Here is a 15474-nt window from a genome sequence, read left to right on the forward strand (position 1 = left end):
GGTCCGGAAGCCTATACCTGATCAAGCCCCACTTCCGGTCGGAAAAGCGATGAAACCTGGGCCATCGCCACCCATTGGGCGGTAAGAAGGTGGCGACGCTCCTGCATCATGCGTCACGTGACGTCACGGAACGTCATCACCGTCGTCAGTAGGGAGTGCCGGGTGAGCCAGCCGGAGATGCAGCCCGAGGGGCCGCCCGAGGACGGCCGGGGCGGGCAGGGCGGGCGCGACGACGGCGCCGCGGGGGCCCGGCCGGGCGGCGACCTGACCGGGCGGCCCTTTCCGCTCGGGGACTGGGGCGAGCCGGCGGAACGGCTCGACGAGCTGTACCGGTGGGTGGAGCACGGGGCGCTCGACACGGCTTCCTGGTATCTCACCGACCGGGTACGCAAGCGGCGCGGGGCGCGGGCGCTGCGGTGCGGGGCCGCGCTGGGCGCTGTCGCCGGGGCCGCGCTGCCGTTGCTCGACCTCACGGGCGTGGTCGGCGGGGTCGCCCCCTGGGGGTACCTGGCGCTGTTGCTCGGGGGCGCGTGCGTCGCGGGGGACCGGTTCTTCGGGGTGACGTCCGGGTGGATAAGGGACGTGGCCACGGCTCAGGCGGTGCAGCGGCGGCTTCAGGTGCTTCAGTTCGACTGGGCGTCCGAGAGTGTGCGGGAGGTCCTGGGGCCGACCGAGGGGACGGCCAGTGAGGCCGCCGATCGGTGCCTCGGGGTGCTGCGGCGGTTCTCGGACGATGTGACGGAGCTGGTGCGGGCGGAGACGGCGGACTGGATGGTGGAGTTCCGGACAGGGTCGGCGCCCATGGGGATCCAGTCGGCCCTGGCCGGGTCGCCCCGGCCCGAGGGCACCCCGCCGGGGCGGTTGCCGTTGCCGCCGGGGACTCGGCCGAACATGCCTCGACAGCGGCCGCCGGAGCCTCGGTAGCGGGGCGGGGCGGGGCGGGGAGGAGTTTCTTCGCCCCCTCCGCCCCTGCCCGTCCCTTGTTCCTGGGGGCTGCCGCCCCCAGACCCCCGCATCGCGCTGGACGCGCTCGTCCTCAAACGCCGGACGGGCTGAAAGTCTCCGCCCTGGCGGGAGGAACCCCGGTTCAGCCCGCGCCGCAGATCCTCAGCCCCACCGGCGTCCCGCACGGCAGGTGCCCGTGCGTGCGGATCACGTCCTGGCCGGCGCCCCGGATGTAGGTGAGAAAGCTGGAGACGAGGGAGTCGACGGGCGGGGCGCCGTAGGTGGAGGCGTACTCGATCTCGCGGTACGGGTAGTCGCTGGTGCCGTGTTCGAGGTCCTCGACGGAGGCGTCGTGCCCGTCGAGGCCGATCCGGTGCAGACCGTCGTAGCCGTTGGCGCCGTTGAGCTCGCTGTAGCCGATCGCGCCGGGAAGCTCGGCCACCGTGCTCAGCACCTGGTCGGTGGAGTCGAGTTCGCAGCGGACGACCGGGGCGGCCGGGTCGTCCTTGTGGACGCAGTCCAGCGAGGAGTTCGCGATCTCGCCGCGCTCCAGCACGCGCCGCTGGAAGACCTGCCGGGTACCGGAGTTGGCGTCCCTGCTGACGAGGAGGACGGGCAGGTCGGGGCCGTCGAGCTCCGTCCAGTTCTTGATCTCGCCGCGGTAGAGGCGGCGTACGTCCTCGAGCGAGATGTTCATGAGGGGGATCTTGTTGTTGACGACCAGGGCGAAGACCGAGACGGCGACGCGGTTCTCGCGAAGTCTGTCGTAGCTGTCCGGCTTGGGCCCGTCGGAGAGGGCGATGACGGGCGGCGAACCGTTCTTGGACTTGGCTCCGGCGCTGTTCAGATCCCGCATGCCCGCCTGGCTGCCGTGCGCGTCCACCGTGATGTCGGCGCCCCCGCAGTCGTCCTCGTACTTCTCGGCCAACTCGCGCATCACGGGCGCGAATGCGGTCGAGCCGGTGACCGTCAGGCTGCCCGTCTCGCATCCGATCGGAGGCCGGGTGTCGTCCCGCATCACGACGATCAGCGCGAGCGTCACCACGCACACGGTCAGCAACGCGGTGATCAGCTGGGCCGCACGGCTGAACAGCGGCGGCCGGTCGTCCGGTGTCATGGCACGGTTGGGCCGGACCTCGCCGTCCCTGATACCGCCGATGATCCGAATCGGACTCCCCACGTCGCCGCCCGAAAGCAGCACCAGCAGCTTGAAGTGCTCGCCCCGGTTGAGCGGAACGCGCGGGATGAGCAGGGTGTTGTCCTCGTAGGCGAGGCCCGCGGCCCGAGTGAAGTGGTCCATCAGATGGTCGGTTCCGGCCGGCTGGGTGACGGACACGCCCCGGATGACGCGGTCCGTGAACACCGCGGTCAGACCGTGCCGTTCACGGCTCGTGTAGTCGTCGCCTGCGATGCTCTGCGAGCCGTCGTTCTCTATCCGCAGCAACACGAGCGTGGCGTCGGCCATGCCGGGCGCCTCGTCGAACCATCCCTGCCGGACGTTCGCACGCCCCGAACGCGCGCCGTCGCCCACCGGGTTGTCCATCTGCACCCGGTAGCCGATCCGCTTGCGGCGCGGCACCCGGCGCTCGTACCAGACCATCACGGCGGAGGCGACGACACCGATCACGGCGGTCCCGACAGCCACCACATTCTCTGCGCTCAGCCACTCCACTTGAGCCACTCCCCCGCGCCCGATGATCCGCACACGGTAGGGCGCGGATCACCCGCGTCGGGGAACCGCCGGGAGACGCCAGGTGAATTTCCTGAGGTGCCGTCAGCCACTCTTCGTGTACATCCCCCGCTCGGTCACCCGCTCTTCGTGTACGTCAGCGCCTCGCCCGACTCCGTGTTCACGCGGCGCAGGCTGCCGTCCGGGAGGAGCGTGACCTCGGAGGCGGCGCCCGGGGAGCAGGCGGAGGCCGGTTCGCCGACGGTGACCTCGGAGGGACCGATCTCCAGCGGCCCGTCGGCAGTCGGGGCCTCGGCCAGCGCGGCCTGGAAGACGCAGTGGTACGTGCCGCTGCCGGCCGGGCCGTCCGCGGTGAGCGAGAGGACCGTGTCACCCACCTCGCCCTGCTGGATGACCAGTTGGCGGGTGTTGGAGCCCGAGTCGTTGTCGATGCCGGAACTCCAGGTGCCGAGGTACGCCTCCGGAATGGTGCCGCTCTCGGACGCCTGCGTCGTGGGCGAGGCGCTTGCGCTGGTCGGGGACGGCTCGGGGGTGGCCGGGCCGGGTGTCACGGGCGCGCCGGCGTCGGCCGACGGCTTGGCGTCGTCGGTCGTGTCGCTTCCGCCGCCACTCATCAACGCGTAGACGGAGCCGCCCGCGCCGAGCGCGACGATCAGCGCCACGACGATCAGGGCGGCGGTGGAGCGGCTGCTTCTCCCTGAGCGGTCGGGCTGGGGGGTGAAGGGAGAGAAGGGGGCAACTCCGGGTCCGTACGGGGATGTTGGCCCCGGCGGCTGGGTCCAGCCGCCCGACTGCGGATAGCCGTACGCGGGGTGCGGGGCCTGCGGCGGGCTCGCCGACTGCTGCGGATGCAGCTGCGTGTACGAATGCGGCTGCGGCTGCGGATTCGGCTGGGCGTACGGATGCGGCTGCTGTTGGGGATAGCCGTACGCGGGGTGCGGGGCGGGCGGCGGGGCGGGCGGGGGCGGCACTTGGCCCGACCCCGTACCCGTACCCGTGCCCGTACCCGTGCCCGTGCCCGTGCCCGTGCCCGCGATCATCGTGGGCAGGTGATCCGCAGGAGCCGGCTGTCCCGACGGGGACGGGGCCGGGGGCAGGGACGGGGACGGGGACGGGGTCGGGCCTTCGTCGGAGGAGGCGGGGGCGTGCTCCGGGGAGGGCTGGGGCGGAGTCGCAGGCCTCCCCGGCGGCTTGGACAGGTCCGGGGTCGGAGCCGAGCGCGGGGCCGGAGACGAAGTGGGGGTCGGAGTCGGAGTCGGAGTCGGACCAGGGGGCGGGGTCGGAGACGAGGGCGGTGCGGCCGGGACGCGTGCCAGTCGTGTCGTCGGGGCCCCCGATCCCGGCCCCTCGTCCGGGTCCTCCGTGTCCAGCAACTGCACGGCGTGCCGCCCGAGTTGGGCCACCAGCGCACTCGGCAGCCAGGGATCGCGCGATCGCCCGTCCGAGACGGTGTCCTCCGCGCCGGACAGCTCCAGGATCTCGCCGAGCCCGGGCCGGGCGGCGGGATCCTTGCGCAGGCAGGCGCGTACGAGGTCGACGAGGCCCTCCGGAATCCCCTCCAGGTCGGGCTCCTCCTGCGCGATGCGGAACATCAGCGCGTGCGCACCGGAGTCGGCGCTACCGAAGGGAAGGGCGCCCGTCGCGGCGTACGCGAGGACCGAGCCCAGGCAGAACACGTCGCACGCGGGCGTGATGCGGTCACCACGGACCTGCTCGGGGGCCATGAACCCGGGCGAGCCGACGAGCGCGCCGGCGCGCGTGAGGCCGTTCTCGGTCACGGTCTCCAGGGCGCGCGCGATCCCGAAGTCGATGACGCGGGGCCCGTCGATGGTGACGAGGACGTTCGAGGGCTTGAGGTCCCGGTGGATCAGCCCCGCGGCGTGGATGTCCTGGAGGGCGTGTGCGAGCCCGGCCGCGAGGATGCGTACCGACCGCTCGGGGAGTGCCCCGTGGTCGTGGCCCACGACGGTCTGCAGGGTGGGCCCCGCGACGTAACCGGTGGCCAGCCAGGGGATCTCGGCCTCGGTGTCCGCGTCGAGCACGGGCGCCGTCCAGTACCCGCCGACCTTCCGCGCCGCCAGCACCTCCTGCCGGAACCGCGCCCGGAACTCCTCCTGCTCGGCAAGTTCCCGGCGCACCAGCTTGACCGCGACCGTACGCCCCCGGTCGGACCGGGCGAGATACACGTGCCCCATCCCGCCGACGCCGAGCCGCGCCAGCAGCCGATACGCCCCGATCCTCCCCCAGCCTCCGGCCGGGGGGACCCCCAGCGGATCCCCCGCCCCCAGCTTCTCCATGCTTGCGCCCACCCTCCCCCGCACCTGTGCTACAGGCTGAGGATAGTGCGGCCGAACGGGGCGGCGGGCGGAGCGGTGTCTACGGTTCCGTAACGGGGTCTTCCGGTTCTGTGTCTACGGTTCCGTAACGGGGTGCTCCGTTTCTGTGCTTACGGTTCCGTAACGAGGTGTTCCGTTTCTGTGCCCCGGCAGCGCTGTCCGTAGTCATGGCGTCGCGCGCCGCCGAAAGGCTTTCCAACACCCGTACGGCGTCCGCGAGTCCGTCCTCCCCAAGGGCCTCGGCCAGCCGCTCGGCCAGGTCCGCGTGGCCGGGGCCGATCTTGGTGATGGCGGCGCGGCCCTCCTCGGTGGGGTGAGGAGTTTGGCGCGGCGGTGGGCGGGGGCGGGGAGGTACTCGGCAAGCCCCTTGTCGGCCAGCAGGTCGGCAATGCGCTGCACGCTCGGTCGGGTGATGCCCATCGCGCGGGCGATCCCGGAGACGGGCAGCGGCTCGCGGAGTACCGCGCCGAGCACCTGCCACCAGGCGGCGGTAAGCCCCGGCGGGCCGGGCCAACTCCTCGGCCACGGAAAGGAACTGGCCGTTGAGCCGGAAGACGCCGAGTGCGCTGCGGCTCAGCAGGTCCTGGCGCGCTCGCCTCACTGCCCGGCCTTTTCGAGTACGGCGTAGGCGGCGGGGTCGGAGTCGTGGAACAGCCGGTACCAGGCGTCCAGCACCTCGCCCTCGTACACACCGGGGGCCCGAAGACCTCGCAGGCGAAGGCGACGGGTTCCGTGGGGCCGGCGGGGCGAGGTCGGGCTGGATGCGGGCGCCGCCGACCGTCGTCACGGGCTCCCGGGTGGGGCCGACGGTACGGATCTCGCGGCCGGCGCGGGCGAGGTAGGCGGTGGTGTGACCGCGTGAAGCCCGACAGACTGTCGTGGAATGCCCCCGGCCACAGACAAGGCGCCCATGTCGCGCCCGCCTCGTGGACATTTACGCTTCGCCGCATGACCCCTCAGCCCAGCCCCCAGGCCGGCGCCGCCGTGAAGGCCGCGGACCGTGCGCACGTGTTCCACTCCTGGTCCGCGCAGGAGCTCATCGACCCGCTCGCCGTCGCCGGTGCGGAGGGGTCGTACTTCTGGGACTACGAAGGCAAGCGGTATCTGGACTTCACCAGCGGGCTCGTCTTCACCAACATCGGGTACCAGCACCCGAAGGTCGTCGCCGCGATCCAGGAGCAGGCCGCAGCCCTGTGCACGTTCGCGCCCGCCTTCGCCGTGGAGGCGCGTTCGGAGGCCGCCCGGCTGATCGCCGAGCGGACCCCGGGCGACCTGGACAAGATCTTGTTCACCAACGGGGGCGCGGAGGCCGTCGAGAACGCGACGCGGATGGCTCGACTGCACACCGGGCGCCCGAAGGTCCTCTCCGCGTACCGCTCGTACCACGGCGGCACCTCCACCGCGATCAACCTCACCGGCGACCCGCGACGCTGGCCGAACGACAGCGGCGCGGCGGGTGTCGTCCACTTCTGGACACCCTTCCTCTACCGCTCCCCCTTCCACTCGGAGACCGAACTGCAGGAGTCCGAGCGGGCGCTTCAGCACCTTGAGGACACGATCGTCTTCGAGGGACCGGGCACGATCGCGGCCGTGATCCTGGAGACGGTTCCGGGTACGGCGGGCATCATGACGCCACCGCCGGGCTACCTCGCGGGGGTGCGCGCGCTCTGCGACCGGTACGGGATCGTCTTCATCCTGGACGAGGTCATGGCCGGGTTCGGGCGTACGGGGAAGTGGTTCGCCGCCGATCACTACGGCGTGACGCCGGACCTGATGACCTTCGCGAAGGGGGTGAACTCCGGGTACGTACCGCTGGGCGGTGTCGCCATCTCCGGTGCGATCGCGGAGACCTTCGCGCGGCGGCCGTACCCCGGCGGTCTGACGTACTCCGGGCACCCGCTGGCCTGTGCCGCCGCCGTCGCCACGATCAACGTGATGGAGGAGGAGGGGATCGTCGAGCAGGCCGCGCATATCGGGGAGACGGTCATCGGGCCCGGGCTGCGGGAACTCGCCTCGCGGCATCCGAGCATCGGTGAGGTGCGGGGTACGGGGGTCTTCTGGGCCCTTGAGCTGGTACGGGACCGGGAGACCCGGGAGCCGCTGGTGCCCTACAACGCCGCCGGGGCGGACAACGCTCCCATGGCCGCGTTCGGCGCCGCCGCCAAGGCGGGCGGTCTGTGGCCCTTCATCAACATGAACCGCACCCATGTCGTGCCGCCGTGCAACATCACCGAGGGGGAGGCCAAGGAGGGGCTCTCGGTACTGGATGAGGCGTTGGCTGTGGCGGACGAGTACGTGGTGTGACGGGGTTGGCCTGAACACGCTCGTCCGCGAACGCACGCCGGACGCGCGAAAGATCTCCAGCTCGAATGGACGGGAAGGGGCGGAGGGGGCGGAGGGGGCGAGAGACCTCCCCCCTGCCCCCACCGCGTAAGGTGACTGGCTCCTGGACATACGCGACAAGGGGAGTCCCACACCATGCCCGGCACCGGCGCCAAAGGCGCCGTAACCCGCAGCACCCTGCGCCAGCAGCTCGCGGACGCGCTCCGTGACGAGGTGCTGGCCGGCCGCCTCCAGCCGGGCCAGGCATTCACGGTGAAGGAGATCGCCGAGCAGTACGGCGTCTCCGCGACCCCGGTCCGCGAGGCACTGGTCGACCTGTCGGCACAGGGCCTGCTGGAGGCGGACCAGCACCGCGGCTTCCGGGTGCACGAGTACTCCCCGGCCGACTACCGCGGCATGATCGAGGCGCGGAGCCTCGTCACGGACGGCATCTTCCGGTCCATCACCGTCGGCGTCATGGACCAGCCCCAGGACCCCCGCACCACCGCCACCCTGGTGGGCGTCCGCCGCCGCGGCGAGGAGGCCCGGCGTGCCGCCGCCGCCGGCGAGCTGAACATCCTGATCGGCTACGACCTCCGCTTCTGGCGCGAGCTGAGCGGCCTCTTCGGCAACCCCTACCTCGCCGACTTCCTGCACCGGCTGCGCATCCAGTCCTGGGCCTGCGCGGTCCAGCACCTGCGCGAGGTGGCCGACCTCAAAGGTCATCTGTGGTCGGCCCACACGGAACTGGTAGACGCCCTCGTCCGCCGCGACTCCGCGGAGGCGCACGCGATCGTGACGGCGTACAACGCGCACTCGCTCGCGCTGATCGAGCGCCTGGCCGCCGAATGAGGCACTTGGGCGCCGCATGACGCGCCTGGGCGCCGCATGACGCGTTTGGGCGTCGAATGACGCGTTTGGGCGTCGAATGACGCGCTTTGGACGCCGAGTGATGCGGCCCGGCCGCCGGATGAGCGGTCTGCGCGGCCCGGGGCCGGAGATCATTTGGCCGTCCCGCGTTTGAGGACGAGCTCTTCGGGCGATCGGAGGTTCGGGGGCGCAGCACTCAGGAGCGGGCCCGTCCGGGCCACCACCGGGAAGCCGACTTGCGCACCGAGGCCTGACCAGGACCGCCGCGAGCATTACGCTTCCCTGACCACCGTGCACACCAAGGAGTTAGAGGAGCCGTCTGTTGGCCTGTGACCTGTGGCTGGTCCCGCTCGTCGACGTGTTGTGCCACACCCCCGACAATCCCTTCGCCGAAGAACTCGCGCTGTACGACAAGACGCTGGCGGAGGCAGGACTCCCGCCGGTCCCTGTGTACGCGTACATGCCGGGCCTGTCCGGCGACGTGGCCCCGGTCGCGGGGTTCGACTACGACGCCCTGCACTTCCTGCGCCGCGCGTACCTCCTTCAGATGTGCGGCCTCGCGGTGACACCTGTGGACGAACTCGGCGGCGACTACGAGCAGTTGCTGGAGATGTTCGGGACGAACGCCCAGCAGTCGCACCTGGTCTGGCACTACGACCACGCGGGCGCGTACGTCCCGGTCGACTTCCCGCACCCGCTCGCCAACGACGAACTCCTCGCGGGCGGCGGCCCCCTGGGCTCCTCCCAGACGCTGCTGCGCGAACTCGAGTTCGTCGCCCCGTCGATCGGCATCGACCCGGCGAACCCACCGGCCGCCCCACAGCCCCCCATGGCCCCGACCGACCTTGAGGAACCGGCGGCCCCCGCCCCCTACGACGCCAGCCCCTTCGCCCGCGAACGCCACGTCTGGCTGGGCCTGCACGCGGCCGCGACCCGCAGCCTGGCACAGGGGTCGATGATCGTCTTCAGCTGAGCTGTGCAGGCCGAACAAGACGGGCGGGGGTGAGGCCCGGTGATACGGACCTCACCCCCGCCCTTCCCCGTCACCGCTGTCGCGGCAACCTGATCGTCCGCACAAGCGGCATGTCCGCGTACAGGTCCGGATCCGTGGTCACCACATGGCGGCCGTCCGGCCAGTCCGCCGTAGGCCGGGACAGATGGACCGCGTGGCCGAGCCGCCACTCCACCCCGTCGCGCAGCAGCGCGCCCACGGTGGACGCACCTGCGAAGTCCAGCTCGACGATCTCGGCGGCGGGCAGGGCGCCGACGTGCTCGGCCAGCCCCTTCCGCCGACCGTCGGCGGCGGCGAGGCAGAGCGCGGGAACGTACACGTGGCGGGTGGGCCCGTGCTCGGTGTTCGAGATGAACTGTGACGCGAGCGAGTTCCCGGAGCCGAGCGCGAGCAGCGCGGTCTCGTCGAAGACCACGGCCGTCGAGCCCGCCCTCGCCCCGCTCACAGGCTGTCCACGGGCCGACCGGCCTCCAGGTCCTGCCAGACCTTCTCGGCCCTGTCGTGGTCCTCGTCGGTGAGCGTCACACCGAAGTGCGTCTCGCAGTACGCCTTGCTCTCCTCGTACCGCTTCCGCAGCTCTTCCTTCGTGGGCGTCGCGCCCGCCAGCTCGGCGATCAGATCGCGCATGGTCATCCCGCGCTCGCGGGCGAGCACCATGAGGCGGTCACGGACAGCGGGGTCGACCTTGACGGTGGTGTCAGCCATGACGAAAGTATACCTCCGGTATACCGTGTCAGGCCGCTCAAGCAATACGGTCATCGCATCCTTCTCGGTTGGGTTGACCCGGCCGCAGGGACGCACGGCCGGGAGTCTTCGTGGACCTACGCGGGCGCCGCCCGCCCGCTCAGCAGCGCGCGGGCCAGTGCGCCGCCCCGGCGCGCGGCGTCCCGGTAGGCGGGCGCGCCGGGTTTGCGAATCTCGGCGGTGCTGCGGATCTCGGCGGTGCTGCGGATCTCAACGGTCGTGACCGGAGTCGCTGTCGGCGCAGGGCCGGCCGGGCACTTGCGGCGCAGGCGGTCCTCGACGAGGGCCCGAGCCGAGTACACCGGAGACGGCAGCCCCTGCGTCAGCGCGGCCCGCACCGCCGCGCTGCTCGCGCCTCGCTCCCACCACTCCTCCACCAGCGGCGCGAGCCGCAAGGCCTCCGCCGCGCCGAGCGCGAGCCGGGGTTCGGCGCGGCCGAGCGAGCCGAGCAGCTTCGCGGCGAGCGCCGTGCGCTCGCTCTGCGACGGCGGTGCCGACGCCGACGTCGACTCCGCTGCCAAATCCGCTGCCGACTCCGCCGTCGGCGGGGAGGGAGGTTCTTGTTCCCTGGTCTTTTCTCCCGAAGGGAGCGGGCCCGAGGCCGCGGATTCCGACTCGCCGGAGGCCAGGTTCTGGATTTTTTCGGGTTCACCCGAGGGTGGTTCGTCGTCGTACGGAGTGTCGAACACCTCGTACACGGTGAAGAGTTGGCCGCTCTCCGGGTTCTTGTGCAGCACCCGCCGCAGATACCTGGATTCCTCCAGCTCATGCAGGGCCGCCGCGATCCGCGCCCGCCCTTCCTTGCGCTGCTCGGCGAGCGTACGGATGGTGGCGCGGGCGCCGTTCGGGAGGCTCAGGAGGTACGTCAGTACGCCGACCGCGCACCAGGAGATGCTCCGGTCACGGAGGAGGGCGTTCGCGAAAACTGAAAAGGCGCGCGTGGGCGTCGTACGATGAATACGCATCCGGAGGGCTTTCTCCTGGTGTCGAGCCCCCGGGTGTTGGCGCACCGCGGGGGCGTTTCGTTGGCGTGACTCTATGGGCACGCACAGCGACGAAAGCAAGCCGCAACTACCTTTTCCCAGGTGGAAGTTCGCGTTCTTCATCCCTGGGAGTGAATCGGACGCCCCTGCGGTCAGCGGATCTGGGACAGGCCCTTCTGAAGGTCCTCGGCGTTCATGATCGGGCTGACCTCGACCTTGGCGTTGAACTGGGTGAGGAACGGCTCACCGACAGGAGGCAGGTCGGAACTGTCCTTCATGTCGAAGACCAGGAGGCAGGTTCGGCGACCGTCCAAAGGCGCGAAGTACGCCGCCTCGGGCTTGAGTTGGTCCACGATCTCCTTGATCAGCTCCGGCATCTTGCCGCTGCGGATCGCTTCGTTCGACTTCTCCGTGTCCAGAGTGGCCTTGAGCAGGACGCGCATCGCACTCACCTTCTTCTGATCGACTCTTCTGGTCGACTTCTTCTGGTCGACGCACGTGCGTTTGCGTTTTCAGCCTATGCCCGTTATGAGAGGTATGCCCACTCCTGCGACTGGAGTGCGGAACGCAACAGCAGCGTGTGCACGAGGCGGCCGTCGACGCCTGGCCGATGGCGCCAACTCAGCGGCCAGGTCTGCCCACCGAGGGCGGGCACGGGGACGTACGAGACGTGGTTCGGGCCCGCGGTGAGCCGGGTGACGCCGTCCGGCCACGCGCGGTGCGACGTGCTGCCGACCGGGACCAGGAAATACACGGCGCGGCGCCCGTTCGCCTCCTCGACCACCGGGCCGGGGTCACCGCCTGTCATCCGCGCGAGGGTGTCCGCGAGGGTTCGGCCGTCGTCGCCGTCCACGCGGACCGCGTCGAACTGGACGCCCGCCTTGCGGAGTTGGATGCCGGTGACCGGGATCCAGTCAGGGATGAATGGGGGTTCGTCGAGGTTTGTTTCGTGACTTTGTGTATCCATGGGGACAGTTTCCGCAGGCGGGGCTAGCGTTTTCCATGACTCTGCGTCGACCATCGGCAACGGTGTGCGTAGCGCCTGTTCCAGACCGAGGAGTACGCGCGGGCGTTGATCGGCGGCGGCTATCCGCCGGTGTCCGAGCAGAAGCGGGAGGAGCTGGTCGAGGCGCGACTGGTCCGCAGGCGGCTCTTCGAGCGGGAGCCCGCCCCGATGATCGAGCTGATCCTCGAAGAGAGCGTGCTGCGGCGGCCGTTCGGCAGCTGGGAGGTCCTGCGCGGGCAGCTGCGCTCGCTCGCCGAGGACGCGGGCAGGGACAATGTCTGCGTGCAGGTTCTGCCGCTGGACCGCGGGCTGCGCGGAACGTACGCGGGCGCTTGCGGCCCCATGAAACTCGTGGTGACCAAGGAGCACGACCACGTCATCTACCTGGAAGTCGAGGACCAGGGCATCCTCGTCAGCGATCCGCCGGAAGTGGCCCAACTGGCGCACCGCTATGCGAAGATCCGCGCACAGGCGCTCAGTCCCGACGAGTCACTGAGCCTCATCGAGCGGTTGGCAGGAGAAGAACGATGACCCGCACCGGAACCCTGCGGTGGTTCAAGTCCAGCTACAGCGACGGCGGCGGTGGCGACTGCGTGGAAGTCGCCCTCGACTGGCACAAGTCGACGTACAGCGACGGCGGCGGCGGCAACTGCGTCGAGGTCGCCGCCTGCCCCCACACCATCCACATCCGCGACTCGAAGAACCCCGGCGGCCCCCACCTCACCGTCTCCGGCGAAGCCTGGACCGCCTTTCTCGCCGACCGCAGTTGAGATGACAGCGGTGCTGTCCCCCTTACCTTTATGAACGGCGGGGAAAGTCTCCTTGGGCCGTGCGGTACAGGCCGATCGAGAGGAGGGCGGCGGATCCCGCCCAGGAAAGGATGTCGGAGGACTCTGCCGCAGGCCACGCCCACCAATGGGCTGCCTGTTCCGGTCCGTAGCCGAAGACTGAGACGATCAGGGCGACCAGCGTCGGAATCACCGTTGAGGCGTGGGTGCCAAGAGTCGCTCTGCCGATGAGGGCGAGCCCGGTGTAACAGACCAGGTTGCGGACGGCCGACTCGACAATGGAGTCATTGAAACCGCTGATCCATCCTGCCGTGACCGGGGCTGCCACAGCGGCCGTTGCCGCCACCACCGCGACGGCGAGCAGAGAATCGAGAGCGGCAATTCGTCGTAGCGCTGTCATCTCGATGGGTGTGGGCGTGCCGTAGCACGTGTTCAGGGCGATGGCCGGAGCCAGTGGGGCGAAGAGAATGAACGGGACGTTCGCCGATGTCGCCCCGCCCAGCTGGGGCAGCGGCAGACTGCTGTTGCCCAGGACAAGGGTCAGAGCCCAGAATCCGACTGTGACGATCATGAGCAGCGTCACGCGCCGCGTGTGGAGCCACCATGTCATCGCGGCATGCACCACACGCGGGTGAGGGTGGCGCGGTACCAGTCCTTCTGGCTGGTCAGGCTGGAGTCGAGGACGTGTGCGACGGGTTCCCAGGTCCGTGGGTCGGAGCGGAGGCGGACTTCCTGCGCACTCATGCCGGCCCGAACGGCAAGCCAACTGCTGAGCTCATCCTGTGAGTCGAAAGCCTGTTGTGCGGCCTTGGCCGGGTCCACCGGGCAGTTCGCATTGCTGTCGTTGTGTGGACTGTTGACCAGGACCACGGTGAGATCGGCTATGAGACTGGTCATGATGTCCTGGCTGGTGAAGCCCGGATCCTGCCTGACCGTGACCGTCCACTGCTTCTGCCCGGGCTGCTGGTTGCTCTCCGTGATGACGTCCGGTGGCGTGACTCCGACGAGACGAAGGCGTTCGACCGCCGTGCTCACGGTACGGGCCGTCTCGACGAGACGGGGCGCGTGCTCGGGCCAGACACACACCCGCGTGCCCTGAGAGTTGGCGCAAACCAGATCAGACACCGGACGCGCCTGGATCGCATCGGGGCCGAGTTTGTTCACGAGGCTGACGCCCTCAGCAGTGGTGGCCAAGGCAGCGATCACCGCCAGTGCGGCACCCATGTACGGGACTGATCTGGGCAGGTTCCCCAGACGCGGTGTGTGCCGGGAAGCAGCCGTGGCAGCGAGCGCCAAGGCGGCCAGGCCGACAGCCAGAAGGCCAGGCGCCACGATGCCCCCCGGGTCAACTGCGGAGGTGTTCATACAGCAGCCGGAGGCCGGCCGAGTGAGATGGCGCAGCCACAGAGGCTCCAGCGCCGGCGGGTACACGTTCCACAAGTAGTCGCCGACCAGCACCACCGGGACGGCGGCCACCGTGGGCAGCCACATTCCGATCGCGTATCCGGCGATGACATGGGCGCACAGGATGACGGCGGCCGACGCGAGGATCCGGGCATCCGGCCACCCCGGAGCCGACCTCATATGCAGGCGAGCTACAGCGAGTGCCGTCGCGAGGGCGAGAAAGCCCAGCAGCACGACCGGCGCGAGCGACGCTACGGCGATCTGCCATCCGTTGCGGGTCGGGGTCCCGTCTCCGATTCCGGCGCGGCGGAGTCTTCCGGCTTCCCAGGCGGCACACGCCGCGGTCACCGGGGCGATGAAGTTCAAAGCGGAGGCCGCCTTGGCGGTGGCCGCGGTCCAGTAGCCGTCCAGGTCCCCGGCGACGTAGTCCGAGGAGACGTAGAGGACAACGATGCCAAGAAGCAGGGGAGCGACGAGAACAGCCGAGTTGGCACGGGGGTGGAGGCGGAACATCACCACGCTTCGCCCCCACCGAGAACAGCCGTGTAGGCACCGTCCGCAATTCGGCCCGCTGCCGTGTCGTTCGGGGCCTGGGCGTAGAACTCCTTGACGGTACCGCTGAATCGGATCATCCCGTCCGACAGGACGACGACGTGGTCATAGACCTCGGAAAGGTCCTCGGTCTGGTGTGTGGAGACGACAATGTCGGCGCTCTCGGAGAGCTGCTCGACGACCTTCCGGAACGTGCCCCGCTGCGCGGGGTCGAGACCCGCTGTCGGTTCGTCCATCAGAACGAGCCGGGAAGAGTGCACCAGCGTCTGGGCCACGCCGACCCGATGCAGTTGTCCGCCGGACAGCGATGCAGTCTGCTGCCCTGCCTTTTGGGCGAGCCCCACACGCTCGAGTGCCTCCAAGGCTCCGTCCCACGCGTCACGTCGTGACATGCCCTTGAGCCACCCGGCGTAGGCAACCTGTTCCTGGCACGTCATACCGGGAACAGGAGTGATCTGCTGAGGCATCCACCCGACCTGCCGCCGATAGCCACGCAGTTGGGACCGCACGGCGGGGTTGAGCCCGGCGAAGGAGACGGTGCCCGACCGGGGTTTCAAGGCAGAGGCGGCAAGAGCCAGAAGCGTGGTCTTGCCCGCACCGTTGGGCCCCAGCAACACGGTGCGGCCCGCGGGGAAGGCGAAGCTGAGTCTGTCGAGGACGACCGGGCCCCGCCGATACTGGTAAGTGCAGGTGGCGAACTCAACAGACACAGCCTCACAGCCTTCTTACAGAAAATGATGATCTTTCAGTGCGCTTCCCGGGTCAAGGCTGGGCATGCCGCTGGGAGCGCCCCCGGCGTGGCCGAAGCCTCACCGGGGGCGC

15 protein-coding genes and 3 pseudogenes are annotated in these 15474 nt (G+C 70.1%); 6 read left to right on the forward strand and 12 right to left on the reverse strand.

The window, feature by feature from the left end; all coding sequences use genetic code 11:
* Positions 1-162: 162 nt before the first annotated feature.
* Positions 163-924, forward strand: a complete 762-nt coding sequence (locus ACFYPC_RS11775; RefSeq protein ID WP_388674327.1) for an SLATT domain-containing protein — start codon at positions 163-165, stop codon at positions 922-924.
* Between the two features lie 163 nt (positions 925-1087).
* On the opposite strand, the gene ACFYPC_RS11780 is transcribed toward ACFYPC_RS11775, so the two are convergent.
* The 4 genes and pseudogenes from ACFYPC_RS11780 to ACFYPC_RS11795 form a co-directional block, all read right to left on the reverse strand.
* Positions 1088-2617, reverse strand: coding sequence for a substrate-binding domain-containing protein (locus ACFYPC_RS11780; RefSeq protein ID WP_388673930.1), 1530 nt, complete (start codon positions 2615-2617; stop codon positions 1088-1090).
* A gap of 134 nt (positions 2618-2751) precedes the next feature.
* Positions 2752-4932 (reverse strand): protein kinase, encoded by a 2181-nt coding sequence (locus ACFYPC_RS11785; RefSeq protein ID WP_388673932.1) that lies wholly within the window; start codon positions 4930-4932, stop codon positions 2752-2754.
* Positions 4933-5011: 79 nt separating this feature from the next.
* Positions 5012-5572 (reverse strand): annotated as a pseudogene (locus ACFYPC_RS11790) (MarR family winged helix-turn-helix transcriptional regulator).
* Positions 5569-5905: pseudogene (locus ACFYPC_RS11795) on the reverse strand (hypothetical protein). The pseudogenes ACFYPC_RS11790 and ACFYPC_RS11795 overlap by 4 nt, the downstream one beginning before the upstream one ends.
* Positions 5906-5919: 14 nt before the next feature.
* Here ACFYPC_RS11795 and ACFYPC_RS11800 point away from each other — a divergent pair.
* The 3 genes from ACFYPC_RS11800 to ACFYPC_RS11810 all read left to right on the forward strand — a co-directional run bounded on the left by ACFYPC_RS11800 (position 5920) and on the right by ACFYPC_RS11810 (position 9136).
* Positions 5920-7275 (forward strand): aspartate aminotransferase family protein, encoded by a 1356-nt coding sequence (locus ACFYPC_RS11800; RefSeq protein ID WP_388673934.1) that lies wholly within the window; start codon positions 5920-5922, stop codon positions 7273-7275.
* Positions 7276-7449: 174 nt separating this feature from the next.
* On the forward strand, positions 7450-8145 hold the full coding sequence (locus ACFYPC_RS11805) for a GntR family transcriptional regulator (RefSeq protein ID WP_388673936.1): 696 nt from the start codon (positions 7450-7452) through the stop codon (positions 8143-8145).
* A gap of 340 nt (positions 8146-8485) precedes the next feature.
* Positions 8486-9136, forward strand: a complete 651-nt coding sequence (locus ACFYPC_RS11810; RefSeq protein WP_388673938.1) for a hypothetical protein — start codon at positions 8486-8488, stop codon at positions 9134-9136.
* 70 nt (positions 9137-9206) lie between these two features.
* On the opposite strand, the gene ACFYPC_RS11815 is transcribed toward ACFYPC_RS11810, so the two are convergent.
* The 5 genes from ACFYPC_RS11815 to ACFYPC_RS11835 form a co-directional block, all read right to left on the reverse strand.
* A complete protein-coding gene (locus tag ACFYPC_RS11815) occupies positions 9207-9620 on the reverse strand; it encodes a hypothetical protein (protein ID WP_388673940.1) in 414 nt (137 codons plus the stop codon).
* On the reverse strand, positions 9617-9880 hold the full coding sequence (locus ACFYPC_RS11820; protein ID WP_388673942.1) for a hypothetical protein: 264 nt from the start codon (positions 9878-9880) through the stop codon (positions 9617-9619). Before ACFYPC_RS11820 ends, ACFYPC_RS11815 begins: the two co-directional genes overlap by 4 nt.
* A 116-nt stretch (positions 9881-9996) precedes the next feature.
* The gene (locus ACFYPC_RS11825; RefSeq protein ID WP_388673944.1) at positions 9997-10884 is read right to left on the reverse strand and encodes a hypothetical protein; all 888 of its coding nucleotides are present in this window, start codon (positions 10882-10884) and stop codon (positions 9997-9999) included.
* Between the two features lie 170 nt (positions 10885-11054).
* Positions 11055-11345 (reverse strand): hypothetical protein, encoded by a 291-nt coding sequence (locus ACFYPC_RS11830; RefSeq protein ID WP_388673946.1) that lies wholly within the window; start codon positions 11343-11345, stop codon positions 11055-11057.
* Positions 11346-11428: 83 nt separating this feature from the next.
* Entirely contained in the window at positions 11429-11869 is a 441-nt protein-coding gene (locus ACFYPC_RS11835) for a hypothetical protein (protein ID WP_388673948.1), read from the reverse strand.
* A 75-nt stretch (positions 11870-11944) separates the two neighbouring features.
* Here ACFYPC_RS11835 and ACFYPC_RS11840 point away from each other — a divergent pair.
* Positions 11945-12439, forward strand: a pseudogene (locus ACFYPC_RS11840) (DUF5753 domain-containing protein); the annotation flags it as partial.
* Positions 12436-12678: a DUF397 domain-containing protein gene (locus tag ACFYPC_RS11845; RefSeq protein WP_388673950.1), complete on the forward strand. Its 243-nt coding sequence runs from the start codon at positions 12436-12438 to the stop codon at positions 12676-12678. The pseudogene ACFYPC_RS11840 and the gene ACFYPC_RS11845, both read left to right, overlap by 4 nt.
* Positions 12679-12706: 28 nt before the next feature.
* On the opposite strand, the gene ACFYPC_RS11850 is transcribed toward ACFYPC_RS11845, so the two are convergent.
* The 3 genes from ACFYPC_RS11850 to ACFYPC_RS11860 are packed head-to-tail and all read right to left on the reverse strand — an operon-like array spanning position 12707 to position 15362.
* Positions 12707-13306, reverse strand: a complete 600-nt coding sequence (locus ACFYPC_RS11850) for a hypothetical protein (protein WP_388673952.1) — start codon at positions 13304-13306, stop codon at positions 12707-12709.
* Positions 13303-14619, reverse strand: coding sequence for a hypothetical protein (locus ACFYPC_RS11855; protein WP_388673954.1), 1317 nt, complete (start codon positions 14617-14619; stop codon positions 13303-13305). The genes ACFYPC_RS11850 and ACFYPC_RS11855 overlap by 4 nt, the downstream gene beginning before the upstream one ends.
* On the reverse strand, positions 14613-15362 hold the full coding sequence (locus ACFYPC_RS11860) for an ATP-binding cassette domain-containing protein (RefSeq protein WP_388673956.1): 750 nt from the start codon (positions 15360-15362) through the stop codon (positions 14613-14615). Before ACFYPC_RS11860 ends, ACFYPC_RS11855 begins: the two co-directional genes overlap by 7 nt.
* Positions 15363-15474 lie beyond the last annotated feature (112 nt).

Source organism: Streptomyces sp. NPDC005808 (genome assembly GCF_042871385.1).
In the GTDB taxonomy this organism is placed as follows: domain Bacteria; phylum Actinomycetota; class Actinomycetes; order Streptomycetales; family Streptomycetaceae; genus Streptomyces.